The organism is Micromonospora sp. AMSO1212t, from assembly GCF_008868145.1.
GTDB lineage: Bacteria > Actinomycetota > Actinomycetes > Mycobacteriales > Micromonosporaceae > Micromonospora > Micromonospora tulbaghiae.
Map to the genome: position 1 here is coordinate 25,621 of NZ_WBKS01000025.1, position 22,836 is coordinate 48,456.

A 22,836-nucleotide genomic window follows, 5' to 3' on the forward strand; every position below is an offset into this window, starting at 1 on the left:
CTCGGTTCGGGCGGCGGAACGCGAATCCCGGAGCCGGTGACCCGTTCGGGTCGGCGTGGCTAGCGTCCGGGTCATGAGGACCTGGGGACCCTTCGTGGCGCTGGCCGCCGCCCTGCTGCTGCCGGCGCCGGCGACACCGGCGGTGGCCGCCGTCCGCGCGCCCGTACGCCGGCTGCCGGCCGCGCCGCCCTGCCCGAACGTGCCGGCCCCGTCGACCCGGCCGCCGCAGCCGCCGCCGGCGCCCGACCCGGCCGCGCGAGCCGTCGGCGGCGCCGCGCTGGACACCGCGGGCCTGGTCGTCCCGCCCGCGTCGAGCGCACCGCCGGCGGTGACCGCCACCTCCTGGGTGGTCGCCGACCTGGACAGCGGCGCGGTGCTCGGCGGCTGCGGCCCGCACGAGTACGGCGTACCGGCGAGCGTGCAGAAGCTGCTGCTGGCCGCCACCATGCTGCCCCGGCTGGACCCGAACCGGGAGGTGACGGTGACGGCCGGGGACCTGGCTGTCGAACCGGGCAGCTCGGCGGCCGGGCTGGTGGAGGGCGGGCGCTACCGGATCGAGACGATCTGGCTCGGCCTGCTGCTGCGCTCCGGCAACGAGGCGGCCAACGCGCTCGCCCGGCTCGGCGGCGGCCCGGACGGGCTGGCCGGCGGGGTACGGGCGATGAACGAGGAGGCGCACCGGCTCGGCGCCCGGCAGACGCACGCGGTCACCCCGTCCGGGCTGGACGGGCCGGGGCAGTTCACCAGCGCGTACGACCTGGCGCTGATCGCACGGGCGTGCTTCGCCGACCCGGCGTTCCGCAGGTACGCCGCCACCCGGTCCACCCAGATCCCGGCCCAGCCGGCGCAGCGGGCGAAGGCGTTCGCCATCTCCAACGACAACATGCTGCTGGACCACTATCCGGGGGCGCTCGGCGGCAAGACCGGCTTCACCGACCTGGCCCGGCACACGTACGTCGGGGCGGCCGAGCGCGGCGGGCGGCGCCTGGTGGTCACGCTGCTGGGCGCCGAGGTGACCACCCAGCGGGGCTGGCAGCAGGGCGCGGCGCTGCTGGACTGGGGGTTCGCGCAGCCCCGCGACGCCTCGGTGGGGCGGCTGGTCGAGCCGGGGGAGCTGGACCGGTCCGCGCCTCCGGCGGGCGGGGCGGCCTCGGCCCTGGCCGGGCACGCCGGCCTGGCCGGTGGCGGGGCGGCACCCGGGCCGCGGCCCGGCGCGGGTGTGACGGTCGCGGTGGGCGCGGTGCTGACCGCCGGGGGAGCGTTGCTGCTGGCCCGGCGTCGCCGCCACGCCGCCGCCGTCGCCATGTCGGCCGGGTCGGCCCTGCGGGAGCCGGAAATTCCGGAACAGGACTGAAAGGAGCGGCCCGGATCAGCGGCAGGCGGGCCCCGCGGTGCTGTCCCGCACCACGAGTTCGGTGGCCAGCTCGACCCGGGGCGAGTCGATCTCGTCGCCCTGGGCCAGCCGCAGCACGGTGCGCGCGGCGAGCCGGCCCATCTCGACCAGCGGCTGGCGCACCGTGGTCAGCGGCGGTGAGGCCCACCGCGCCTCGGGCAGGTCGTCGAAGCCCACCACGCTCACGTCGTCGCAGACCCGCAGCCCGCGGCGGCGCACCGCCTCGTACACCCCGAAGGCCATCTGGTCGCTGGCGGCGAAGATGGCGGTCGGCGGCTCGTCCAGGTCGAGCAGCGCGCCACCGGCGGTGAAGCCGGACGCGTGGTAGAAGTCGCCGGGCTGCACCAGCCGGTCGTCGGCGGCGACTCCGGCGGCGGCCAGCGCGGCCCGGTAGCCGTCCAGCCGGGCGCGGCTGCACAGCAGGTGCGGTGGGCCGGCCACGAAACCGATCCGGCGGTGGCCGAGCTTGAGCAGGTGCTCGGTGGCGGCCAGGCCGCCGGTCCAGTTGGTGGCGCCGATCGCCGGCACGTCCGTGGCGGCCACGCCGGCCGCCGGGTCGACCACCACCACCGGCACGTTGAGGCGCCGCAGCTGGGCCTGCACGGCCGGGCTCAGGTGCGAGGTCACCACGATCACGCCGTCGGACGCGCGGGCGCGCAGGTTGTGCAGCCACTGCCGGGTGGAGCTGGACTCGCGATGGATCGCCGAGACGACGGTGCCGACCCCGGCGGCGTGGCTGACGTCCTCCACGCCGCGGATGATCTCCACCGCCCACGGGCTGTCCAGGTCGTTGAAGACCAGGTCGACCAGGTCCGCCCGGCGGACCGTACGGCTGCCCCGGCGGCGGTAGCCGTGGTGGCGCAGCAGCTCCTCGACCCGTTCCCGGGTGTCCGGCGCGACGTCGGAACGCCCGTTGAGCACGCGCGACACGGTCGGGACCGAGACGCCGGCCTCCCGTGCGATCGCGGTGATGGTCACCCTGCGCTCGTCGTCCGCGCTCACCCGTGTTCCCTTCGCCGGCTGCCGGAACCGACCGGTAGACCGTCCCGCCCCACGCACATCTTGCCGTACGCCGAGGGCTTGACGACAGGCCGGACCGGCTCTAGCGTTCGCCAGAGTTGCGGAAACGTTCCGGAAATGCCCCCGTCATCTCCCGACGGCTCGCCGTCCACCCCCGACGAACGACGAGGAAAAACCGAGGCGTGTTCACCGACCTGACCGAGGCCGAACTCCGTACCTACCGCAGCGACCTGCACGAGCCTCCGGACTTCGACGCCTTCTGGGCTGACACTCTGGCACAGGCGCGCTCGTGCGGCGACCCCGTGTCGGCGACCCCGCTGCCGACGCCGCTGACCGCTGTCGACGTCTTCGACGTGACGTTCCCCGGCTTCGCCGGACAGCCGATCCGCGCCTGGCTGCGGGTGCCGCGCGGCGCCTCCGGGCCGCTGCCCACGATCGTGCAGTACGTCGGGTACGGCGGCGGACGCGGTCACGCGCTGGAGAACCTGCTCTGGTCCGCGGCCGGCTTCGCCCACCTCCAGATGGACACGCGCGGCCAGGGCTCGGGGTGGAGCCGGGGCGACACACCCGACGTCGCCGCCGCCGGACCGCAGGCGCCGGGCATGGCCACCCGGGGCATCGAGGACCCGAACCGGTACTACTACCGGCGCTTCCTCACCGACGCGGTCCGCGCCGTGGACGCCGCATGCGAGCTGCCGGCCGTCGACCCGGACCGGATCGCCGTACTCGGTCACAGCCAGGGCGGGGCCGCCGCGCTCGCCGCCGCCGCCCTGGCGCCGAGGGTACGCGCGGCGGTGGCGCTCGTGCCGTTCCTCTGCGACATCCCACGCGCGATCACGATCACCGACGCCACGCCGTTCCGGGAGATCCGCGACTACCTGGCAGTGCACCGGGACCGCGAGGAGCAGGCGCTGCGCACGCTCGGCTACGTCGACGGCGTCGCGTTCGCCCGCCGGGCCACGGTGCCGGCCCGGTTCTCCGTCGCGCTGATGGACGAGATCGTCCCGCCGTCCACCGTCTACGCCGCCTACCACGACTACCGCGGCGACAAGGACCTGACGGTGTGGCGGTTCAACGGCCACGAGGCGGGCGGCATCGACGACGACGCCGCCGCTGTCGACTTCCTCCGTACCGCGCTGGGCGGCTGACCACCGGTTCCGCCGATGCCGGGCCACCGGGGCTGGTAGACACGGCGGGTGGGCACCGGCAGACGCGCGACGGCGGTCCTGGCCGTCGCGGCCGCGCTGCTGGCCGCCGCCTGCCAGCGGCCCGCGCCGTCCCCGTCGCCGTCCGCGCCGCCGGCACCCACCCCGACCGGCCCGCGCGCCCCGGCGGAGTTCGTGGACCTCACCACCGTCGACCCCACCGTCCGCACCGACATCCGGTACGCGGGCCCGCACAACTTCGTGGGCCGCCCGATCGACGGGTACGCCGAACCGCGCTGCCTGCTCACCCGGCCCGCCGCCCAGGCGCTGCACCGGGTGCAGACCGCCGCGCTCGCCGGCGGGCACAGTCTCAAGGTGTACGACTGCTACCGCCCGCAGCGCGCGGCCGACGACTTCGTCGCCTGGGCGAAACTCCCCGGCGAGCAGCGGATGAAGGGCGAGTTCTACCCCGGCGTGCCCAAGGACCGGCTGTTCGCTGACGGCTACATCGGCGCGCCCACCGCGCACAGCCGGGGCAGCACCGTGGACCTGACCCTGGTCCCGGTCTCCGCCGCCGCGCAGCCCGCGTACACGCCCGGCCAGGCGCTCGTGCCCTGCACCGATCCGGCCGGCCGCCGCTTCGGCGACGACTCGATCGACATGGGCACCGGCTTCGACTGCTTCGACCCGCGCGCCCACACCGCCGACGCGCGGATCAGCGACACCGCCCGGAGCAACCGCGACCTGCTGCGCCGGCTGATGTCCGCGCAGGGCTTCGAGAACTATCCGCTGGAGTGGTGGCACTACCGGTACGTCGACGAGCCGTACCCGGACACCTGGTTCGACTTCCCGGTGGCCGGTTCGTCGCTGCGATGACGCGGCCGTTCCGCCATGATCGATTGCGGCTAGGCTGGGCGCTCATGGAGACCGAACGGATCGGGCCGCCGCTGCTCGCCGGCGAGCGGGAGTCGCTGCGCGCCTTCCTCGACTTCCACCGGGCCACGCTGGCCCTCAAGTGCGAGGGGCTGACCGACGAGCAGCTGCGGCGGCCGGCGTTGCCGCCGTCCACGCTGTCGCTGCTCGGCCTGGTCCGGCACATGGCGGAGGTGGAGCGCACCTGGTTCCGCCGGGTCATCGCCGCCGAGGACGTGCCGCTGGTGTGGTCGGACAGCGGCGACTTCCAGCAGGCGTACGACGCCCGCGACGCCGACGCGGCGGAGGCGTTCGAGGCGTGGCGGCGCGAGATCGAGCACGCCCGGCGCATCGAGCGGGAGGCCGAGTCGCTCGACGTCACCGGTCACCAGGCCCGCTGGGGTGAGGATGTCTCGCTGCGCCTGGTCATGCTGCACATGCTGCACGAGTACGCCCGCCACAACGGGCACGCCGACCTGATCCGCGAGGCGATCGACGGCACCGTCGGCGTCTGAGCCGGCGCGGTCAGTGCCGCGTCAGCGCCCGCGCAGCGGCAGCCAGGCCAGCACGTCGGAGATCCGCGCGTCCCAGTACGCCCAGTCGTGGTCACCCGGACCGAAGTCGACGGTGACCGGCACGTCGCGTTTCCGGGCCACGTCGAGGAACCGCATGCTGTCCTCGTACAGGAAGTCCTCGGTGCCGCAGGCGACGTAGAGCGCCGGCCGGTCGTCGCCGGAGCGCTCCAGCAGCCCCACCGTGTCGTCGTCCTCGGGCACCGGGCCGTCACCCCAGACGGTGTGCCACACCGCCGGGTCGACCGGATGGGTCGGATGGTGGCGGCGGCGCGTCACGTCCAGCGCCCCGGACAGGCTGGCCGCCGCCGCGAACCGGTCCGGGTGGCGCAGCGCCCACTTCACCGCCCCGTAGCCGCCCATCGACAGGCCCGCGACGAACGTGTCCTCCCGGCGGGTGGACAGCCGGAAGAACGACCGGCACACCTCGGGCAGCTCCTCGCTGAGGAACGTCCAGTATCGGTTGCCGTGCGCCTCGTCGCAGTAGAAGCTGCGCTGCACCTGCGGCATCACCACGGCCAGCCCCAGCGGCGCCACGTATCGCTCGATGGAGGTCCGCCGGGTCCACACCGTGTCGTCGTCGGTCAGGCCGTGCAACAGGTAGAGCACCGGCGGGTCACCGTCGGCGGCCGCGCCCGGCACGCCGATCCCGGCCGCGCCCCGATCGGGCAGCAGCACCGTCATCGACGTGCCCACGCCGAGCGCCTCGGCGAAGAAGTCACACCGGATCAGCGCCATGAGGCGGCAGCCTACCTCGGAGGGGTTCGATGAGGGCGTTCCTATTGCCCCGGGACGGTCGCACGGGAAAAGATGGCCGTGCGTGCCGGAAACACACTCGTAACCTGCGCGCTGCTGGTCTCTGTCACGAGGAAGTGGGAGTCAGTCATGAGCGACGTGTCGGCCGCACTGGGTGTGCGCCTCTACCCGGACCTGGTCGAGCCCGGCGGTCTCGCCCCCGCGCTCGTGGCGACCGCCGCCGCGCACCAGCTCGACGTCGGCGAGGTGACCGCGCCCGAGCAGGGGCGCAGCCGGTTCACCTGCGCCGAGATGACCTCCGCCCGGGGCGTGGTCTGCGTCAGCCTCGGGTCCCAGGCCCGCTACTTCATGATCGACCTGCGGGTGGACGGCGACGTCCAGGCCCGGGGCGACGCCACCGACCTGCTCCAGGTCGCGCAGGTCGCCGCCGCGTGGCGGGCCGGCATCACGCTGGCCGAGCTGACCGCGCGCTACCCGTTCATGGAGGAGATGCGGCGCCACCCGGTGGCGCACGCCGGCTGACGCCAGGCAGCTCAACCTCTGCTCAATCAAGGCCGCCGCCGCTCCCAGACGCTCGGGCTCGTCATGCGAGATCGAGGTGTCCGTCCGGGAGCGACGTCGAGCCGATGGGCGGGCGCTGCTAGGCGGGCGACCTACATGGCAAGGGCGCTAAGCCCGGCCAGCATGTTCTGATAGGCCGTGGGGTGGACGATCGGAATGCCGTACTGGCGGGCCTTCTTGGCCTTCCCCGACATGGTGTCCGGATCGGCGGCGACTAGCAGACGTGTCTTCTTGGTGACGTTGCTGCCGACATCGAGACCTGCGGTTCGGGCCTCCTCCTCCCACTTTTCCCGCGGCGGCTCCATCGCGCCGGTGAAAACAACGACGTCACCAGGTTGAAGCCGCCATTCGCCACCCCGGCGCTGCCCGGGGTCGACAGTTGGCGCTGCCGCGAGAGCCTTGTCGACGTCAGACCGTTCGAGACCGAGCAGCCCTGCCACCAGATCCAGGTCATGGCGCTCAGCCGGGGTCAGAATTCCGTCCTCGAGCGCGATCTGAGCAAGGCTTGCCAGGTAGGTCAGATGCAGATGCTGGACGTCGACGCGGGCGAGTTCGAGGGCATCCGCAGTGGCCACGAGCGCATCGGCCTCGGTAGCGGAGATGTGGCGGTCAAGAAGCGCCTGGTCGAGGATATCCAAGTAGGCGTCTCCTTGCGGCTCGCGCAGCCGTGGCAGCCGGTCGACAAGGCGGGCCAGAAAGTGCTGTTCACGCTCGCCGGGGGCGCGTCGTAGGACGGCCGTCACTGGCTGCGCATTAATCGTTGGCCAGGGCGCTCGGACGGCAGACGCCACAGCAGCATTCCATGGCGGCGGACTACCGGCTGCCGCGAGGTAGTGAGTCAGGAGTTGAGCGGCGGCGCGGGCGTCGTGCAGCGCTGAATGTGCCTGATGCGCCGGCAGCCCAGCCGCGTGGCAACAGTCGTGCAGGCTGCGGCCGGCCGAGGGCAGGAAGTGCGATGCCAACTGCATCGTGCAGAGACCGGTGGTGTGTCGGATCGGTGTGCGGATCCCTGCTCGTTCGTACTCGGCGTCGAGAAAGGGGGCGTCGAAATGAAAGTTGTGGGCGACGAGGACTCGACCACGCAGCATCGTGGCGAGGTGTCCGGCCACCTGACCGAAGCGCGGTGCGCGTCGTGCTTCTGCTGCCGAGATCCCGTGAATGGCCTGCGGGCCGAGATCGCGGTCGGGGTTGATCAGGCTGCACCACTCGTCAGTGATGCGGCCGTTCTCGTCGAGCTGGACGACTGCCACTTCGACGATCCGGTCATGCCAACTCGTCCGAAGGCCAGTGGTTTCAAGGTCGATGACTGCGTACACGCCGCCCCCTACACCGACACCACGGATGAGCTGCCCACGGCCTTACGCAGTTCAGCCAGCCATCGCGGCGGCAACGGCTGGGGCTCTCCCAACGAGCGCAAGTAGGTCCGGCGGTACCGGGCCTGTTCGGTGTCTTGCCACAGTTGCGCGGTTCTGGCGACGGCCGCGGTCAGCATCAGAGCTGTGCCAGCGACAGGCGACGCCGCCGTGGACTGGGCGCGGGAGGCCCAGGCGATCAGTTCCTGCCGGTCCGGTACCTCGGTGGGCCACGCGAGAGGTGCCAGTTTGGACTTGGTGCGCGCCCTTTGCTGTTCCACCGCAGCGGAGTAGGCGGCTCTGTGCTCGCTGATCTCTGCCAGGAGTTCAGGGACGACGAGGATGTGGGCCCGGAGATCGGAGAGCGTTTCGGCGGGCAGAAATTCGGCGAGTCTCGCCAGGACGCCCTCAATGGTTTCACTGTCCCAGTCGACGACACATCGGTCCTGCAGCATCGACATGACTCGGATCAACCGCTCGGGTTCGCGTTCGACCTCGTCGAACCGTTCCACCCACGCTCCACCGGCGCGCCCTGTGGGGCTGAGGCGCCACATCGCCATTGCGTCACGGCCGTCCGTGTCGCGACCAACGGCGAGAACTGTATGACCGCGAGCGCCAGGCACGTAGTCAACCGGTATGGACAGCTCGTTTTCCAATGCCTCCAAGCCGAAGCTCCTTGTCAGGTTCCAATTGTTGACAGCGAAAGGATCAAGCTAGTCGGCGGCCGCGATATCGAGACTCGGCCATTCGGACCGTTCGACTGCCCGAATCGGGCCACGGCCTCGCACCGCTGTCCACCTCGCCAGTCCTCGCCAGGGGAATCGCCCCAGCTCGAACGGCGCAGCGCGTACTGCGAATTCGTGTTGCGGCCCATGGGGAGCGGCCGTACCGTGAGCGGGCAACGTCGATCTGATCCACCAGGGGAGCCTGCCGTGTCGCAGCAGAACCGCACCCGCGCCGAGCGGCAAGCGCCGCGCGCCGGTGTCCTGCTGCCCGAATCGGGCACGGGCCGGGGGCGGCAGTGGCAACCAGGGTGGTGGCGCGTCTAGCGCCGGCGCGACGATCCGCGCGAACCGCCCGCCCCGACACCGGAGCCGGGCGGTTCTCCGTGTCCGGGGTGGATCCGCCGACGGCGTCACGCCGCCGGAGGGCCGTTGGAGCAATTGGCAGCTCACCCGGTTCTCACCCGGGAGGCTACGGGTTCGAGTCCCGTACGGCCTACGTCAGACGGACATGAGCAAGGAGACGACGATGGGTTTCACCCCGCTGGCCGGTACCCGGGCACCGGTCCGGGTCTGGACCGACCCGTACGCGATCGAGGCGCAGGCGGCCCGGCAGCTGCGCAACATCGGCGCGCTGCCCTGGGTGCAGGGTGTCGCGGTGATGCCGGACGTGCACTTCGGCAAGGGCGCCACCGTCGGCTCGGTGATCGCGATGCGGCAGGCCGTGTCGCCGGCCGCGGTCGGCGTGGACATCGGTTGCGGCATGTCCGCGGTGCGGACCTCGCTGACCGCCGCCGACCTGCCCGACGACCTCGCGCCGCTGCGTTCGGCGATCGAGGCGGCGATCCCGGTCGGCTTCGCGATGCGCGACGACGCGGTCGATCCGCGCCGGGTCCGGGGGCTGGAGCAGGCGGGCTGGGACGAGTTCTGGCGGCGGTTCGCGACGCTGGACCGGAAGGTGGCCCAGCTCCAGACGAGGGCGCAGCGGCAGCTCGGCACGCTCGGCGGCGGCAACCACTTCATCGAGGTCTGCCTGGAACAGGGCGGTGCGGACGACGGCCGGGTCTGGCTGATGCTGCACTCCGGTTCCCGCAACATCGGCAAGGAGTTGGCCGAGCGGCACATGGCGGTGGCGCGTGGCCTGCCGCACAACACCGACCTGCCGGACCGGGATCTCGCGGTGTTCCTCGCCGGCACGCCGGAGATGGAGGCGTACCGGCGGGACCTGTGGTGGGCGCAGGAGTACGCCCGCCGCAACCGGACGGTCATGCTCGCGCTGCTCTGCCAGGTGGTCCGGGACGCGTTCCCGCACGCCGGCTACGACGAGCCGATCTCCTGCCACCACAACTACGTGGCGGAGGAGAGCTACGACGGGGTGGACGTGCTGGTGACCCGCAAGGGCGCCATCCGGGCCGGGAAGGGGGACCTGGGCATCATTCCCGGCTCGATGGGCACCGGCTCGTACATCGTGCGCGGTAAGGGGAACCTGGACGCGTACTGCTCGGCGTCGCACGGCGCCGGGCGGCGGATGTCGCGGGGGCAGGCGAAGCGGACGTACAGCACCGCGGATCTGGCCGCGCAGACCGCCGGGGTGGAGTGCCGCAAGGACGCCGGTGTGGTCGACGAGATCCCCGGCGCGTACAAGGACATCACCGAGGTGATGGCCCAGCAGGAGGACCTGGTCGAGGTGGTCGCCCACCTCAAGCAGGTCGTCTGCGTGAAGGGCTGAGTGATAGGGCCGGCGTCGAGGGGGCGCCGGCCCTATCGGGTACGCCGGGCGACGCGTACGCCGATGGCGACCGCGCCGATGACGAGCAGCGCGGACAGGAGCTGGAGGCCGGGGGAGTCGTCGGCCTCCCCGTACACGAAGCCGGCGACGCCCAGCGCGACGGCGAGCAGGGCGACGGCGGCGGCCAGGTATCTCATCGCTCCTCCTCGTCGGCGACCCATTCGAGCAGGTCGCCGGGCTGGCAGTCGAGCACCCGGCACATGGCCTCCAGGGTGCTGAACCGGACGGCCTTGGCGCGGCCGTTCTTGAGCACGGCGACGTTCGCCGGGGTGAGCCCGACGCGCTCGGCGAACTCGCCGACGCTCATCTTGCGCTTGGCCAGTTCGACGTCGATGCGCACGACGATCGGCATCAGATCACCGCTTCCATGTCGGTGCGCAGCGTGGTGGCCTGGCGCAGCAGCGCGCGCAGGACGACCATCAGCAGCCCCAGCACGCTGACGCCGGTGACCAGCAGGAACAGCAGCAGCGGCAGCCCCGGGTCGTCGGCGTTGAAGCCGACGTAGAGGAACACGCCGACGAGCACCACCCAGGCGGCGGCGACCGCCCAGACGATCCCGTCGACCCAGCCCAGGGACGCCTCGGTGAAGATGCGGTCGTTCTTGACCAGGGTGAGCAGGTGCCAGGTGCAGACGATCACCACCTGCACGCACAGCACCCAGAAGATCGTCACCGCGGTGGCGGGCCACCGCAGGTACGCCATGTCCGGGTTCTCGCGCGCCATGTGCGCGAACTGCCCGGGCAGCGACATGGTCTGGAACAGCACCAGGATCGCGAACAGCAGGACCAGGAATGCGCGGAGAGGCGTCACCGCGCGTTGCGCCGTCAACATGCATCGACTATCGCGCGTAACCTATCGAAAGTCAATCGGTTCCGCTCGTGCGGCGGCCGACGGCGTACCGGACGTGGACGGCGTACCGCGAGTGGTGCACCGCACGGATCTCCAGGTCGACGTCGCGGTCGAAGCCCTCGAACAGCCGCTTCCCGGCACCGAGGATCACCGGCGCGGTGGACAGGCCCAGCTCGTCGACCACGCCCGCCGCGAGCGCCTGCCGGATCACGTCGGCACCCCCGCCGATGACCACCGCGCCGTCACCGGCCGTACGCCGGGCCGCCGCCAGCGCCTCGCCGAACCCGTCGACCATGAGGAAACCGGCGCTCGGGTCGGGCTGGTCGGCGGTGCGGTGGGTGAGCACGACGAGGGGCGCCTGGAACGGGTTCCGGCCGCCCCACGCGCCGGCGCTGTCGTACATGCCCCGGCCGCACAACGCGGCGCCGGTGCCCGCCAGCATCTCGTCGAAGTACGCGCGGTCCTCGTCGGTCATGCCGGCGCCGGGCTCGCGCGGCGAGTCGTACGTCCAGGGACCGCCCATCACCCAGTGGTGCAGCCGCTCGCCGCCGACGCCGAGCCCCTGGCCCGCGTGGTCGTCCGGGCCGGTGACGTACCCGTCCAGGGAGACGGTGGCGAACGCCCGTACCCGGCCTCGCGCTTCGCTGGTGCTCATGCTTCCTCCCGGAGATCGGAGAACACCGACCCGGGGAAGACCGCCCTCGCGCGCCGGACTCATCGCCGCCGTCGGTCCGGCGTCAGCCGTACACCGGGTGCTCGGCCTGGAACGCCAGCCGGCGGTCCGCGCCGGCGGCCAGCTCGGCGAGCACGTCGTCGAGGTCCAGGAACGTCTGCCAGCGCTCCTGGCCGGTGATGGCGGCCAGCCGGTCGACCACGAGCTGCTCCAGGTCGGTGACGCGGCGGCCCTTCCACACCTTGTCGGCGAGGCTGACCATCAGGTCCTCCAGCTGCACGCCGGGGGAGTGCCAGGCGGCGTGGGTGACCGCGAAGCGGGCCCGCTCCTCCGGTACGCCGAAGCGCAGCAGCAACTGGTAGCCCGCCTCCTCGTGCGCCGATCCGGGGCCGGTCAACTCGCCCGGATGCTCGACCTTGCCGAGGTCGTGCACCGCGGCGCCGAACAGCACCGCCTGCCTGTCGAACGGCACCGCGGCGAACCGGTCGGCGAACGCGGCGGTCAGGCGCCAGGCGACGTCGTGCACCAGCCGCAGGTGTGCGCCCAGGCGCGGCGGGGCGGCCAGGGCGTCCAACAGCTCGACCGCCACGCCGGGCAGTGGGAGCAGCGGCGGGTCGCCCGGTTCGGTGAGTGCGCGGCGCAGCGCGTCGGAGGTCATCGGGGCGAGCGTACCGGGCCGCTCCGCGATCACCGGTGGTGATGGACGAGCAGCCGAGCGTGAAGCGGCCACTCGTCCGATTCCGGTGCGTCGATCCACTCGCGAGGGTGGGGGCCACGTCTATCACGGGGGTTGTCGAATGACCGCAATGAATCGTCGTGCCCTGCTGCGCGCCGCCGCGCTGACCGGGCTGGCCACCGCGACCGGGCTGGCCGCCGCGCCCTACGCCGCGTCCGCCGCGCCGGTGTCCGCCGCCGACGCGGTGAACGGGCCCTGGCTGGTCAGCGTCGGCTGGGGTGTGCTCCGGGTCGACCCGGGCCGCACCCGCCACGCGAGCTGCTGCCGAACGGGGATCACGCGAAGGCCTCGCCGGACGGCCGGTACGTGGCCTGGGTCAACACGGCGCGCTCGGGCGACGGCACGCTCGAGCCGTTCGTGGCGGTGTACGACCGGACCACCGGCGAGAAGCGCACGCTGCTCGCCGACCCGTTCGGTGTCCGCTACGGCGCGCCGACCTGGTCGCCGGACGGTTCGGAGATCGCCCTGGTCACCGGGGAGAACAACGACCGGCTGATCGCTGTCGACGTCGCGACCGGCGGCACCCGCGTGCTGGTCCAGGGTCACTCCATGGCCGACCCGGACTGGTCCCGGGACGGCTCCATGATCGTCCTGCGGTGGCACAGCCGTTCGGAGGGTCCGCAACTGCGTGTGCTCGAACTGGCGACCGGCACGGCGCGGCGGCTCTACACGCCCGGCGCGCCGGGTGAGCTGTTCGGCTCGCCGGTCTTCGCGCCCGACTCCGGGCGCGTGGTGTTCCGCACCGACCGCTGGTATCCCGACCTGGAGTCCAGCAACCACTCGCTGGCGTCGGTGCGGATCGGGGGCACCGGGCTGAAGAAGCTCACCGACGAGCCCCGGTTCTACCTGTCGCCGGTGTTCTCCCCGGACGGCCGCTACTGCGCCGCGCTGTCGATCCCGCCGGAGAACGAGTACCCCGACGGCGGCAACATCATCGTGTCCACCAGCGGCTTCGGCGAGCAGTGGTGGATCCCCGGGGACGAGTACGACGACAGCACCCGGCTGGACTGGGCCGCGGCGATCCCCACGGAGGTGCCGGCATGACCACGATGAACCGCCGTACGCTGTTGCGCGCCGCCGCGCTCACCGGCGCCGCCGCCGCGACCGGGCTGGCCGGCGGGCCGGCCGCCTCGGCCGCCTCGGCCGCCACGGGTGTCAACGGGCCGTGGATCGTCACCGGCAGCCCCGGCGTGCTGCAGATCAACCCGGGTCGCACCACCCCGCAGGTGCTGCTGCCCCGGGGCGCCGACGCGGCCGCCTCGCCGGACGGGCGTTACCTGGCCGTGATCGGCCAGAAGCCCGGTCCCGCCTTCGACCCCACTCTCGACCTGTACGACCGGGTCACCGGGGAGAACCGCACGCTGATCACCGACCCGTTCGGCGTCCACTACGAGTGGCCGACCTGGTCGCCGGACAGCACCGAGGTGGCCATGGTGATCGGCGACTCCCGCCTGGTAGCGGTGAACGTGGACACCGGCGCCCGCCGGGTCCTCGTCGAGGGGCACCACATGGCGCGTCCGAACTGGTCCCGGGACGGCTCGATGATCGTGACGGAGTGGTTCAGCCGGTCCGACGGTGGGCAGTTGCGCGTGCTGGAGCTGGCCACCGGAAAGGCGCGACTGGTCTATCAGCGCGTGCCGGGCGAGTTCGCGGATCACGCGGTCTTCACGCCCGACTCGCAGCGGATCGTGTTCAGCACCAACCGGTGGTATCTGGACCAGGAACGCCACAACCAGTCGCTGGCGTCGGTCCGGCTCGGCGGCACCGGGCTGAAGTTGCTCACCGACGAACCGCGGTTCATCATCTCGCCGGTGTTCTCCCCGGACGGGCGCTACTGCGCCGCGCTGTCCGTCCCGGACAGCAACCCGGAGCCCGACGGCGGCAACATCATCGTCTTCACCAGCGGCTTCGGCGAGCCGTGGTGGATCCCGGGCGACGAGTACGACGACAGCATGCGGCTCGACTGGGCGCCGGCCGTCTGACGCACCCGATCGACGCGGCGGCCGGACGACCGGCCGCCGCGTCGGCGTACCCCGGGCGGATGTACACCCTGGAAGGCGGAAGCGGTGCGAGGCTTGGGGCTGGACGCCGCCGACGGGGCCGGCGTCCGCTGTGGAGGGGTGATGGCCGAGCCGCCGACCGGGACGTCGTCGCACCGCGCGCAGGCGCACGGCAGGCACGCCAACCATCACCGCTACCACGACGGCGCCGAGGTCGACGGGTACGTCGACGACCCGTACCACCGGGTGCGCCGCGCGGTCGCGGCCCGGCTGATGGCCGAGGGGGTGACCCGGCGCGGGCCGGTGCTGGAACTGGGCTGCGGACCGCGCGGCATGCTCGACCCGGCCGCGCTGCCCGGCCCGGTGGTGCTCGCGGACATGGCCGAGACGGCGCTGCGCACGGCCCGCGCGGCGGCCGGCGGGCGAGCGCTGCCGGTCCGGCTGGACGCCACGCGTGGGCTGCCGTTCCGCGCGGGCAGCTTCGCCGGGCTGCTCGCCGGGGAGCTGATCGAGCACGTGTACGACCCGCTGACGCTGCTGCGGGAGTGTCACCGGGTGCTGGCCGTGGACGGCCTGCTGGTGCTCACCACACCGAACCTGGCGCCGGTGCAGGACCGGCTGGCGTTCCTCGCGGGCCGGGCGCCGCGGCAGGTCGACCCGCTGCACCCGTACCTGTGGCTGCACATCCGCCCGTTCACCGCCTCGCTGCTGCGCCGGACGCTGCGCCGGGCCGGGTTCACGCCGGTGGCGCTGCGGTCCAACGAGGTCGGTTGGCGGCTGCCGGGTGGCCGGTGGGTGGCCTCGCGCCGGCTGGCCCGCGCCGCGCCGGGGCTCGGCGGTTCGCTGATCTGCGCCGCCCGGCGGCAGGGCGCACCGCCACCAGCCGGGAACAGGGCGTGATGGCAACATTGACAGCGGGCTATGATGGAGGTTCCGTCGTCGACCGGGGGATGTCATGACGCGCCTGCTCGCCTGGGTCGTGACCAATCTCGACGCGTTCATCGGCCTCGTCCTGGCACTCACGGTGTCCGTGCTCGGCCTCACCAACGCGGTCGACCAGGAGGTCGTCAACAGTGCGATCCTGCTGGTCCTGGGCCTGCTCGCGCAGGCGATGCTGCGGGACCGGCTGCGCCGGCGCACCACCGAGCGGGAGGTCCGCCAGGTCATCTCGGACACCCGTGACCGGCTGACCGACCTGGTGCCGCAGATGCAGGAGATCACCGGGCCGGAGGGCGCGCTGAACCGGGCCCGCGAGGCCATCGACAGTGTCTCAATGGTGCGCGTGCTGCACGGCAGCGAGGTCGGGCAGGCGCTCGCCGAGGCGCGGCGGCACACCGACCAGTGGAGCTTCAAGGGCGGCACCGGCACCTTCCTGCGCGCGGTCACGCTGCCCGACTGCCTGGAACACGCCCGGCGGCGCAACGCCACGCTCACCGTCGCGATCGAGATCATCGACCCGACCGACGAGGAGGTCTGCGAGCGGTACGCGCGTTTCCGGCGCAGCCTCGACCCGGACGCGCCGGGCGAGCCGTGGACCGTCGACCGCACCCGCAAGGAGTCGTACGCGACCGTGCTGGCCGCCTGCTGGCACCTGCAACGCTCCGGCCTGCTCACCGTCGACGTCCGGCTCTCCGCGCAGATGACCACGTTCCGCTACGACCTCTCCTCCTCCTGCGTCGTCATCACCCAGGAGAACCCGCAGACGCCCGCGCTGCGCATCGACCGCGGCGAGGTCTACTACAACCGTTTCAACATCGAGCTGGACTACAGCCGCCGGCAGAGCCGGCGCGTGCCGATCGAGGCGGCGGCCCAGGTCAAGCTCGACGACGAGCCGTCGGTCGAGCAGGTACGGCGGTTGTTCACCGCCCTCGGCCTGACGCTGCCCCGGTCCTTCGGCGACCGCGAGGTCGCCGACATCATCGGCAAGGCCGTCCAGGCGAGGAACCCCTACTCATGACCAGTTACGCCGACCTCGAACGGGAGATCGACCGGGGCACCCGGCCGGAGATGCTGCGCGGCTGGGTGCTGGACGTGCTCGGCGACGTGGCCGACGGGCGGCGGCCGCTGCGCGCGGTCCGGCACCCGCTCGGCTTCACCTGCCTACCAGTGGAACGCGACGGCCCGGACGGCATCTGCGTGCACGCCTGGCCGGCCGACCCGCCGCCGGTGCGCCCGACCACCTCCACGATGCACTCGCACAGCTGGGACCTGCTCAGCCACGTGCTGCACGGCACCGTCCGCAACGAGCTGATCGAGGTCGACGACGCGCCGGCCGACCCGTCCTGGCGGATCTACGAGGTGCACAGCCTCGGTGAGGTGGACGAGATGGCCGCCACCGACCGGCTGGTCACCGCGATGACCGCGGCGGTGGAGACGCACTCGGCAGGCGACTCGTACGCGCTGCGCGCCGGTGGTTTCCACACCTCGGAGGTCGACGCCGGTGAGCCGGCTGTGACAGTGGCGCTCGGCCGGACCACTCCCGGCACGTGCGACCTGAGCCTCGGCGCGGTGGACGGGCGCAGCCACCGGGTACGCCGGGACCGCTGCGACGCGGCGGAGACCGCGCGGATGGCGCGACAGATCGCGCGACTGGTGGCACGGGGCTGACTGGCTGGAGGAGCCATGGATGTGGAGCCGAGCAGAGGCGGGCCCGACCTGCGCGACGCGCACCGGTTCGCGGTGGAGGCCGCGCAGGCGGCGGGCCGCCTGCTGCGCCGGGGCACCCGGGGGGAGGTGCACGCCCGGGCCAAGAACGACACCGGTGACCTGGTGACCGACCTCGACCTGGCCGCCGAGCGGCTGATCGTCGACCGGATCCGGGCGCGCTGGCCGGAGCACGGCGTGATCGCCGAGGAGGGCGGCGAGTACGCCCCGGACACCACCTGGGCGTGGCTCGTCGACCCGCTCGACGGCACCAACAACGTGGCGATCGGGCTGCCCGCGTACGTGGTGGGGATCGCCCTGTGCGACCGCGGCTCGCCGGTGCTCGGCGTGGTGCACGACCCGGTCGCGGGCCGTACCTGGTCGGCGGTGCGCGGCCGGGGCGCGTTCGTGCACGCGTCCGGCCCGGCCGCGCGGCCGCTGCGGGCCGCGCACCGCCCGGTGCCGTCCGCGCCCGTGCTGGCCTGGACCCAGGGGCACGAGGTACGCCGGGACGACAGCACCGCCCGGGCGCTGAAGGTGGTGCTGGACACCAGCGCGCGCCGGGTGCTGCAACTGTGGGCGCCGCTGCTGTCCTGGGTGATGCTGGCCCGCGGCGACATCGACGGCATCGTCGGCTACCGCCCCGAGGCGGTCGACCTGCCCGCCGGGATGCTGCTCGCCGTCGAGGCCGGCATGGCGGTGCGCGCGCTCGACGGCGGCACGTTCGACGACCGGTACGGCTGCCCGGCGGACCGACGCAGCTTCGTGGCCGGGCCACCGGAGACCATCGACCGGCTGGTCAAACTGGTCACCGCGGCACAGTGGATCGAGCCGCAGGTGCGCCGGCTCACCCCGGTCGGCCTCGGCTCGGTCGGCTGGTGAGCCGGAGTCCGCTAGCCTCGGCCGGATGGCCGCCAGACAGCTCAAGCTCGGGCTCCGGGTCCGTGACCTGGACCGTTCCCACCGGCTCTACCTGCGACTCGGCTTCAAGGAGATCCCGCAGACCGACCAGGCGAACCTGCGCTACCTCACGTTCGGTCACACCTGGCTGATCCTGTCCGACCTGCACCGCCACGGGCACCACAACGCGGAGCGGGAACGCGAGGTCAAGGCCGGGCCGCCGGGGCTCGGTGTCGTGCTCACCGTGCCCACCGCGGACCTGGACGCCACGTACGCGCTGTGGCGCGACGAGGGGCTGCCGGTGACGCTGGAGCCGGAGGACGTGGGCTGGGCGCGGATCTTCTACGGGCTCGACCCGGACGGCTACGAGGTCATGTTCGAGCAGTTCCACCCGACTGCGCGCGCCGGCGCCTGACCGGCGGCGAGGGTCGCCGCGGCGGGTCAGGCTGCCCGCCCCGACGGCGCCCGCTCGGCCAGGAAGCCGGCCCAGGTCCGCACGCCCCTCGCGGCACCCGGCCGGGCCAGGTTCGCGCCGTCCCGGTACGCCCGGCCGGCCCGTCCGGGAATGCGCACCGGGAGCCGCGCCCGGCGCTTCCCGGTCGCCGCCAGGTATCCGGTCAGCAGATCGCCGATGCCGTACGTATCAGGCCCGGCCAGGTCCGGGACCAGCCCGGCCGGCGCGCCCAGCGTCAGTTCGGCCAGCCGGGCCGCCACCTCGGCCGCGTCGACCGGCTGCAACCGCAGCCCACCCGGCACCGGCACCACCGGCAGCCTCGTCATCGCCGCCAGCATGGACAGCACCAGGTCGTGCACCTGCGCGGCACGCAGCACCGTCCACGGGACGCCGGAGTCCGCCACCGCGCGTTCGGCGTCGAGCTTGGACCGTGTCCAGGCCAGCGGCACCCGGTCGGCGCCGGTCACCGAGATGTGCACCAGGTGCGTCACAGCGGACCGGCGCGCGGCCCGGGTCAGGTTGGCGGCGGCGCGGTCGTCGCCCTTCGCGCCGCCGGCCAGGTGCAGCACCGTGGACACCCCGCGCAGGGCGCGGTCGAGGTCCGCGCCGGTGAGCAGGTCGGCGGTCACGTGGGTGACGCCGTCGCCGGGAAGTCCGCCGCGCCGGGTGAGCACGCGCACCGGGTGCCCGGCGGCGCGCAGCAGCGGTACGACGTGCCGGCCGATCGTGCCGGTGCCGCCGGTGACCAGAATGTGTGCGTTCATCGTCGTCCTCCCGTTGTCGGTGCTGCCACATCGACCCGCGCCGGCCCGCCGGTGTGACAGGTGTGAGCGCCGTCACCTCCGGTCACGTCGGCGGCACCCGGCGGGTCGAGACGGTGTGCGGGAGGGAGGCTCAGGTGATGGACACCCGGCTGGCGGAGCGGTTCGAGCGGGAGCGGCCGCGGCTGCGAGCGGTGGCGTACCGGCTGCTCGGGTCGCTCACCGACGCCGAGGACGCGGTGCAGGAGACCTGGCTGCGGTTGTCCCGCGCCGACGCGGCCTCGGTGGACAACCTGGACGCCTGGCTCACCACAGTGGTCGCCCGGGTCAGCCTCAACACGCTGCGGTCCCGCGCCGCCCGCCGGGAGGACCCGCTGGACGTACGCCTGCCCGACCCGGTGGTGGACGCCGGCGCGGGCGACCCGGCGCAGGCCGCGGTGCTCGCCGACTCGGTGGGCCTGGCGCTGCTCGTGGTGCTGGACACGCTGACCCCGGCCGAGCGGCTCGCGTTCGTGCTGCACGACATGTTCGGCGTGCCGTTCGACGAGATCGGCCCGCTCGTCGACCGCTCACCGGCGGCAGCCCGGCAGCTCGCCAGCCGGGCCCGCCGCCGGGTACGCGGACAGGCACCCACGCCCGATCCCGACCTGACCCGGCAGCGAGCGGTGGTCGACGCCTTCCTCGCCGCCGCCCGCGACGGCGACCTCGACGCGCTGATCGCCGTGCTGCACCCGGACGTGGTGCTGCGCTCCGACGCCGGGAGCGCCCACGCCCGCCACACGGTCGTGCTGACCGGCGCGGCGACTGTGGCGGCGCAGGCCACCACGTTCGGCCGGCTGTTCCCGCACGCCCGGCCGGTGCTCGTCAACGGCGCCGCCGGGGTGCTGGTGACCGCCGGCGACCGCCCGCTGTCGGTGATGGCGTTCACCGTCACCGGCGGCCGGATCGCCGCCGTGGACGTGATCGCCGACCCGCACCGGCTGGCCGCGCTCGGCCTCGCCGGCTGACCGGAGCCGCGGATTCGTCTCAGTCGCCCAGAGTCAGGTTGGCCATGTCGACCACCGGGCGGAAACCGAGCCGGGCGTAGAGCCGGTTCGACACCGGGTTGGCCTGGTCGGTGAACAGGCACACCCGCGCGCCCTCGGCGGTGAGCAGCCGGCACACCTCGGCGACCGCGTTTCCGGCCCAGCCGCGTCCGCGCTGCCCGGGTGGCGTGTAGACCGGTCCGACGCGGGCCACGCCGAACGACGTCGGGTTGGCGGCGGTCAGGTGCACCGGAGCGCCCGACCCGTCGGTCCAGAACCAGACCCGCCCGTCCCGGATCCGGCGCAGCAGTTCGGCGCGGTCGGGCGTCTCGTGGGCGCTCGTCCCGCGCGGGCGGCCCGCCTGCTCGTCGGCGTCGGCCATGAACGCGCCGAACCACGCGGCGACCAGGCCGACGTCGCCCGCGGTGGCCGCCCGCAACGCGCCGGGCACCGGCGCGGGCGGCGTGAGGTGGCCGAGCAGGTGCAGCCGGGTGTGCTGGGCGACCTCGACCCGCCCGCCGTCGAGGCGGGCCACCTCGTCGGCGCAGGCGCGCACGGCGGGCAGCGCGCCGTTCACCGCGCGGACCCGCTCACCGCGCCGGTGCCACTCCCGGGCCAGCGCCACGGCGGCCTCCGGTGGCATGGGCAGCAGGAACGGCGGTCGAGGCGGGAACGGCGCGGTACGCATCGCGGCGCCCACCACCGCCCCGGAGGCGTCCCGGACCACGAGCCACCAGTCGTCCTCGGGCAGCGCGACGCCCTCGGCGCGGCGGGCCGCCATCCGGCGCGTGACGGTGGCGACGACGGTGTTGACCACCGGATCGGCGGCCAGGTACGCCTCGGCGGCGGCGAGGAACTCGCCCGGGTCGGTGCAGAAGTGCAACGTCGGCACGGCGGTCATGCGGGCCACGGTAGCCAGCGGCCGGGACCGCGCCGTAGCGGTTTTCCCGCCGCGGCTCAGGGGGCGATGCGCAGCCGGCGGATGTGCGTGTCGTCGTACTCCTCGAACCGGAACCGCAGCCCGGCGAACGGGCTGCCGGGGAAGTCGCCGCTGATCGTGGCGGTCACCACCGTCCCGGCCGGGGTCTGCTCGACGTCGGTGATCTCGTACGACACCACCGGCGTGCCGCTGCGCCAGGCGCGGATCTCGTCGATCCCGCGGTGGGTGCGTCCCTCGTCCTCGACCACCGCGTCGTCGGCGAACAGCGCGAGGTAGGGCTCCTTGTCGGCCTGGCCGGCGAGCGCGAAGTAGCGGCGGACGATCTCTGGCGTGCTGCTCATGGTCGCGATGCTAGGCGCCGGGACCGACAAGGAGCGCCGTGACGGTGGCGGTGGTGGCGAGCACGGCGAGCGCGGCGCTGGTGGCCACGAACCGGCCCAGCGGCACGGCCACCCCGGCGGCCCGGCAGCGCTCGTACCAGATCAGTGTGGCCAGCGACGCCCACGGCGTGGCCAGCGGGCCGACGTTCGTGCCGATCAGCAGCGCCAGCAACTGGGTGTGCCGGTCGGCCGCGATCACCGCCTCGCCGGCCAGGTACGCGGGCAGGTTGTTGACCACGTTGCTGAACAGCGCGCCGACCGCGCCCGCCCGCAGTGCGCCCTCCGCGCCCGGGTCGGCGCCGATGAGCGTGCCCATCACCGTGTCCAGGCCGTACCGGCCGATGGTCTGCACGACCAGGAACAGCCCGGTCACGAACACCAGCAGCCGCCACGGCACCAGCGCCGGCCGCAGCCGGTGCCGGGCGCGCACCGCGAAGCCTGCGACCAGGATCGCGGCGGCCACCCCGGAGGCGATGCCGATCTCCACCCCGGCGAGGATCCCGGCGACGAACAGCAGGCAGGCGGCGAGCGCGGTGCGGTAGAGCACCCGGTCCGGCGGCACGTACGGCGGCGGCGGGACGAACGGGTCGGCCCCGGCCCGCGCCGGCCGCCAGTACCACCACCACAGCAGCAGCGCGGTCACCGCGACGGCGACCAGCTGCGGCCACCACATCCGGGCCGCCCATGGCACCGGGTCCAGGTCGACCCGGTCGCTGGCCAGAATGTTCGTCAGGTTGGACACCGGCAGCAGCAGGCTGGCCGTGTTCGCCAGCCACACGGTGGTCATGGCCAGCGGAGTCGGCGGCACGTTCAGCGCCCGGGCCAGCGCGATCATCACCGGCGTGAGCAGCACCGCCGTGGTGTCGAGGTTGAGCGCGATCGTGGTGATCGAGGCGAAGCCGACGCAGAGCCAGAACAGGGCCCGGAAGCTGCCCCGCGCGGTCACCGCCACCCGCGTGGCCAGCGCGTCGAACACCCCGGCCACAGCGGTCAGCTCGGCCAGCACCACCACCGTGCCGAGGAAGATCAGGATCGGGATGATCCGCCGCATCGTGCCCTCGGCGTCGGCGCGGGGCAGCAGCCCGGTGAGCACACACACCACCCCGAGCACTGCGAGCCCGATGGCGATCCAGTCCAGCACGTGCAGGCGGCCCCAGCGGGAACGGTCGGGCACGGCGTTCGGCGGATCGCCGGGGGTCTCCACGAGGGATGATCCTCGCACATGCCCAGGCGGGCGGAGGAGCCCGACGCGG

28 protein-coding genes and 1 tRNA gene are annotated in these 22,836 nt (G+C 73.3%); 15 read left to right on the forward strand and 14 right to left on the reverse strand.

Annotated elements, in window-relative coordinates; all coding sequences use genetic code 11:
* Nucleotides 1–73: 73 nt before the first annotated feature.
* Nucleotides 74–1,354, forward strand: a complete 1,281-nt coding sequence (locus F8279_RS09675) for a D-alanyl-D-alanine carboxypeptidase family protein (RefSeq protein ID WP_151499737.1) — start codon at nucleotides 74–76, stop codon at nucleotides 1,352–1,354.
* Nucleotides 1,355–1,369: 15 nt separating this feature from the next.
* On the opposite strand, the gene F8279_RS09680 is transcribed toward F8279_RS09675, so the two are convergent.
* The gene (locus tag F8279_RS09680) at nucleotides 1,370–2,395 is read right to left on the reverse strand and encodes a LacI family DNA-binding transcriptional regulator (RefSeq protein ID WP_091418050.1); all 1,026 of its coding nucleotides are present in this window, start codon (nucleotides 2,393–2,395) and stop codon (nucleotides 1,370–1,372) included.
* Nucleotides 2,396–2,595: 200 nt separating this feature from the next.
* Between F8279_RS09680 and F8279_RS09685 the strand changes: the two genes are divergently transcribed.
* The 3 genes from F8279_RS09685 to F8279_RS09695 are packed head-to-tail and all read left to right on the forward strand — an operon-like array spanning nucleotide 2,596 to nucleotide 4,985.
* Complete coding sequence (locus F8279_RS09685) at nucleotides 2,596–3,561, forward strand: acetylxylan esterase (protein WP_091418054.1); 966 nt, start codon at nucleotides 2,596–2,598, stop codon at nucleotides 3,559–3,561.
* Between the two features lie 48 nt (nucleotides 3,562–3,609).
* Nucleotides 3,610–4,434, forward strand: coding sequence for a M15 family metallopeptidase (locus F8279_RS09690; RefSeq protein WP_091418057.1), 825 nt, complete (start codon nucleotides 3,610–3,612; stop codon nucleotides 4,432–4,434).
* 44 nt (nucleotides 4,435–4,478) lie between these two features.
* Entirely contained in the window at nucleotides 4,479–4,985 is a 507-nt protein-coding gene (locus F8279_RS09695; RefSeq protein ID WP_151499738.1) for a DinB family protein, read from the forward strand.
* 21 nt (nucleotides 4,986–5,006) lie between these two features.
* On the opposite strand, the gene F8279_RS09700 is transcribed toward F8279_RS09695, so the two are convergent.
* On the reverse strand, nucleotides 5,007–5,780 hold the full coding sequence (locus F8279_RS09700; protein WP_151499739.1) for an alpha/beta hydrolase family protein: 774 nt from the start codon (nucleotides 5,778–5,780) through the stop codon (nucleotides 5,007–5,009).
* Between the two features lie 147 nt (nucleotides 5,781–5,927).
* Here F8279_RS09700 and F8279_RS09705 point away from each other — a divergent pair, with 147 nt between their 5' ends.
* Complete coding sequence (locus tag F8279_RS09705; protein WP_013286540.1) at nucleotides 5,928–6,320, forward strand: hypothetical protein; 393 nt, start codon at nucleotides 5,928–5,930, stop codon at nucleotides 6,318–6,320.
* A 131-nt stretch (nucleotides 6,321–6,451) separates the two neighbouring features.
* On the opposite strand, the gene F8279_RS09710 is transcribed toward F8279_RS09705, so the two are convergent.
* Nucleotides 6,452–7,675: an exonuclease domain-containing protein gene (locus tag F8279_RS09710; RefSeq protein ID WP_225853206.1), complete on the reverse strand. Its 1,224-nt coding sequence runs from the start codon at nucleotides 7,673–7,675 to the stop codon at nucleotides 6,452–6,454.
* Between the two features lie 8 nt (nucleotides 7,676–7,683).
* Nucleotides 7,684–8,376, reverse strand: coding sequence for a DUF6218 family protein (locus F8279_RS09715; protein WP_368668794.1), 693 nt, complete (start codon nucleotides 8,374–8,376; stop codon nucleotides 7,684–7,686).
* Nucleotides 8,377–8,859: 483 nt separating this feature from the next.
* Here F8279_RS09715 and F8279_RS09720 point away from each other — a divergent pair.
* Nucleotides 8,860–8,932 (forward strand) — tRNA-Glu (locus F8279_RS09720).
* 30 nt (nucleotides 8,933–8,962) lie between these two features.
* Entirely contained in the window at nucleotides 8,963–10,162 is a 1,200-nt protein-coding gene (locus tag F8279_RS09725) for an RtcB family protein (protein ID WP_091418486.1), read from the forward strand.
* Nucleotides 10,163–10,194: 32 nt separating this feature from the next.
* Here F8279_RS09725 and F8279_RS30240 read toward each other — a convergent pair whose 3' ends face one another.
* From F8279_RS30240 to F8279_RS30815, 6 genes are all read right to left on the reverse strand, one after another.
* Nucleotides 10,195–10,359, reverse strand: a complete 165-nt coding sequence (locus F8279_RS30240) for a hypothetical protein (protein ID WP_174536834.1) — start codon at nucleotides 10,357–10,359, stop codon at nucleotides 10,195–10,197.
* Nucleotides 10,356–10,574 carry a helix-turn-helix transcriptional regulator gene (locus F8279_RS09730; RefSeq protein WP_013476639.1) on the reverse strand — a complete coding sequence of 73 codons (219 nt, stop codon included), beginning with the start codon at nucleotides 10,572–10,574 and terminating at the stop codon, nucleotides 10,356–10,358. Before F8279_RS09730 ends, F8279_RS30240 begins: the two co-directional genes overlap by 4 nt.
* Nucleotides 10,574–11,053, reverse strand: a complete 480-nt coding sequence (locus tag F8279_RS09735) for a DUF2975 domain-containing protein (RefSeq protein WP_013476640.1) — start codon at nucleotides 11,051–11,053, stop codon at nucleotides 10,574–10,576. Before F8279_RS09735 ends, F8279_RS09730 begins: the two co-directional genes overlap by 1 nt.
* A 31-nt stretch (nucleotides 11,054–11,084) precedes the next feature.
* A complete protein-coding gene (locus F8279_RS09740) occupies nucleotides 11,085–11,726 on the reverse strand; it encodes a dihydrofolate reductase family protein (protein WP_151499744.1) in 642 nt (213 codons plus the stop codon).
* An 82-nt stretch (nucleotides 11,727–11,808) separates the two neighbouring features.
* Entirely contained in the window at nucleotides 11,809–12,402 is a 594-nt protein-coding gene (locus F8279_RS09745; RefSeq protein WP_091418489.1) for an HD domain-containing protein, read from the reverse strand.
* 222 nt (nucleotides 12,403–12,624) lie between these two features.
* Entirely contained in the window at nucleotides 12,625–12,759 is a 135-nt protein-coding gene (locus F8279_RS30815; protein WP_255474103.1) for a hypothetical protein, read from the reverse strand.
* A 27-nt stretch (nucleotides 12,760–12,786) separates the two neighbouring features.
* Between F8279_RS30815 and F8279_RS09750 the strand changes: the two genes are divergently transcribed.
* The 7 genes from F8279_RS09750 to F8279_RS09780 all read left to right on the forward strand — a co-directional run bounded on the left by F8279_RS09750 (nucleotide 12,787) and on the right by F8279_RS09780 (nucleotide 18,438).
* On the forward strand, nucleotides 12,787–13,524 hold the full coding sequence (locus tag F8279_RS09750; RefSeq protein WP_225853207.1) for an LpqB family beta-propeller domain-containing protein: 738 nt from the start codon (nucleotides 12,787–12,789) through the stop codon (nucleotides 13,522–13,524).
* Nucleotides 13,521–14,462 carry a PD40 domain-containing protein gene (locus F8279_RS09755; protein WP_151499745.1) on the forward strand — a complete coding sequence of 314 codons (942 nt, stop codon included), beginning with the start codon at nucleotides 13,521–13,523 and terminating at the stop codon, nucleotides 14,460–14,462. The genes F8279_RS09750 and F8279_RS09755 overlap by 4 nt, the downstream gene beginning before the upstream one ends.
* 141 nt (nucleotides 14,463–14,603) lie before the next feature.
* Nucleotides 14,604–15,380 (forward strand): class I SAM-dependent methyltransferase, encoded by a 777-nt coding sequence (locus F8279_RS09760; RefSeq protein WP_091418079.1) that lies wholly within the window; start codon nucleotides 14,604–14,606, stop codon nucleotides 15,378–15,380.
* Between the two features lie 55 nt (nucleotides 15,381–15,435).
* Entirely contained in the window at nucleotides 15,436–16,437 is a 1,002-nt protein-coding gene (locus F8279_RS09765; protein WP_091418084.1) for a hypothetical protein, read from the forward strand.
* On the forward strand, nucleotides 16,434–17,087 hold the full coding sequence (locus F8279_RS09770) for a hypothetical protein (protein ID WP_091418087.1): 654 nt from the start codon (nucleotides 16,434–16,436) through the stop codon (nucleotides 17,085–17,087). Before F8279_RS09765 ends, F8279_RS09770 begins: the two co-directional genes overlap by 4 nt.
* Nucleotides 17,088–17,102: 15 nt before the next feature.
* A complete protein-coding gene (locus tag F8279_RS09775; protein WP_091418091.1) occupies nucleotides 17,103–18,005 on the forward strand; it encodes an inositol monophosphatase family protein in 903 nt (300 codons plus the stop codon).
* 25 nt (nucleotides 18,006–18,030) lie between these two features.
* On the forward strand, nucleotides 18,031–18,438 hold the full coding sequence (locus F8279_RS09780) for a VOC family protein (protein ID WP_091418095.1): 408 nt from the start codon (nucleotides 18,031–18,033) through the stop codon (nucleotides 18,436–18,438).
* Between the two features lie 26 nt (nucleotides 18,439–18,464).
* On the opposite strand, the gene F8279_RS09785 is transcribed toward F8279_RS09780, so the two are convergent.
* A complete protein-coding gene (locus tag F8279_RS09785; protein WP_151499747.1) occupies nucleotides 18,465–19,241 on the reverse strand; it encodes an SDR family oxidoreductase in 777 nt (258 codons plus the stop codon).
* 137 nt (nucleotides 19,242–19,378) lie between these two features.
* On the opposite strand from F8279_RS09785, the gene sigJ reads away from it, so the two are divergent.
* Complete coding sequence (gene sigJ, locus F8279_RS09790) at nucleotides 19,379–20,245, forward strand: RNA polymerase sigma factor SigJ (RefSeq protein ID WP_151499749.1); 867 nt, start codon at nucleotides 19,379–19,381, stop codon at nucleotides 20,243–20,245.
* A 19-nt stretch (nucleotides 20,246–20,264) separates the two neighbouring features.
* Here sigJ and F8279_RS09795 read toward each other — a convergent pair whose 3' ends face one another.
* Genes F8279_RS09795 through F8279_RS09805 form a run of 3 tightly spaced genes read right to left on the reverse strand, consistent with a single transcriptional unit; the run spans nucleotide 20,265 to nucleotide 22,787 of the window.
* Nucleotides 20,265–21,164, reverse strand: a complete 900-nt coding sequence (locus tag F8279_RS09795) for a GNAT family N-acetyltransferase (RefSeq protein ID WP_091418105.1) — start codon at nucleotides 21,162–21,164, stop codon at nucleotides 20,265–20,267.
* Nucleotides 21,165–21,220: 56 nt separating this feature from the next.
* Nucleotides 21,221–21,544: a nuclear transport factor 2 family protein gene (locus F8279_RS09800; protein WP_151499750.1), complete on the reverse strand. Its 324-nt coding sequence runs from the start codon at nucleotides 21,542–21,544 to the stop codon at nucleotides 21,221–21,223.
* 10 nt (nucleotides 21,545–21,554) lie between these two features.
* Nucleotides 21,555–22,787, reverse strand: coding sequence for an SLC13 family permease (locus F8279_RS09805; protein WP_151499751.1), 1,233 nt, complete (start codon nucleotides 22,785–22,787; stop codon nucleotides 21,555–21,557).
* Between the last annotated feature and the right edge of the window lie 49 nt (nucleotides 22,788–22,836).

Coding starts and splice junctions, on each gene's coding strand:
- F8279_RS09760 (WP_091418079.1), top strand. CDS start 14,604: ATGGCCGAGCCGCCGACCGGGACGTCGTCGCACCGCGCGCAGGCGCAC.
- F8279_RS09745 (WP_091418489.1), bottom strand. CDS start 12,402: ATGACCTCCGACGCGCTGCGCCGCGCACTCACCGAACCGGGCGACCCG.
- F8279_RS09795 (WP_091418105.1), bottom strand. CDS start 21,164: ATGACCGCCGTGCCGACGTTGCACTTCTGCACCGACCCGGGCGAGTTC.
- F8279_RS09730 (WP_013476639.1), bottom strand. CDS start 10,574: ATGCCGATCGTCGTGCGCATCGACGTCGAACTGGCCAAGCGCAAGATG.
- F8279_RS09785 (WP_151499747.1), bottom strand. CDS start 19,241: ATGAACGCACACATTCTGGTCACCGGCGGCACCGGCACGATCGGCCGG.
- F8279_RS09770 (WP_091418087.1), top strand. CDS start 16,434: ATGACCAGTTACGCCGACCTCGAACGGGAGATCGACCGGGGCACCCGG.
- F8279_RS09780 (WP_091418095.1), top strand. CDS start 18,031: ATGGCCGCCAGACAGCTCAAGCTCGGGCTCCGGGTCCGTGACCTGGAC.
- F8279_RS09725 (WP_091418486.1), top strand. CDS start 8,963: ATGGGTTTCACCCCGCTGGCCGGTACCCGGGCACCGGTCCGGGTCTGG.
- sigJ (WP_151499749.1), top strand. CDS start 19,379: ATGGACACCCGGCTGGCGGAGCGGTTCGAGCGGGAGCGGCCGCGGCTG.
- F8279_RS09775 (WP_091418091.1), top strand. CDS start 17,103: ATGGATGTGGAGCCGAGCAGAGGCGGGCCCGACCTGCGCGACGCGCAC.
- F8279_RS09705 (WP_013286540.1), top strand. CDS start 5,928: ATGAGCGACGTGTCGGCCGCACTGGGTGTGCGCCTCTACCCGGACCTG.
- F8279_RS09740 (WP_151499744.1), bottom strand. CDS start 11,726: ATGAGCACCAGCGAAGCGCGAGGCCGGGTACGGGCGTTCGCCACCGTC.
- F8279_RS30240 (WP_174536834.1), bottom strand. CDS start 10,359: ATGAGATACCTGGCCGCCGCCGTCGCCCTGCTCGCCGTCGCGCTGGGC.
- F8279_RS09700 (WP_151499739.1), bottom strand. CDS start 5,780: ATGGCGCTGATCCGGTGTGACTTCTTCGCCGAGGCGCTCGGCGTGGGC.
- F8279_RS09735 (WP_013476640.1), bottom strand. CDS start 11,053: ATGTTGACGGCGCAACGCGCGGTGACGCCTCTCCGCGCATTCCTGGTC.
- F8279_RS09695 (WP_151499738.1), top strand. CDS start 4,479: ATGGAGACCGAACGGATCGGGCCGCCGCTGCTCGCCGGCGAGCGGGAG.
- F8279_RS09765 (WP_091418084.1), top strand. CDS start 15,436: ATGACGCGCCTGCTCGCCTGGGTCGTGACCAATCTCGACGCGTTCATC.
- F8279_RS09755 (WP_151499745.1), top strand. CDS start 13,521: ATGACCACGATGAACCGCCGTACGCTGTTGCGCGCCGCCGCGCTCACC.
- F8279_RS09800 (WP_151499750.1), bottom strand. CDS start 21,544: ATGAGCAGCACGCCAGAGATCGTCCGCCGCTACTTCGCGCTCGCCGGC.
- F8279_RS09675 (WP_151499737.1), top strand. CDS start 74: ATGAGGACCTGGGGACCCTTCGTGGCGCTGGCCGCCGCCCTGCTGCTG.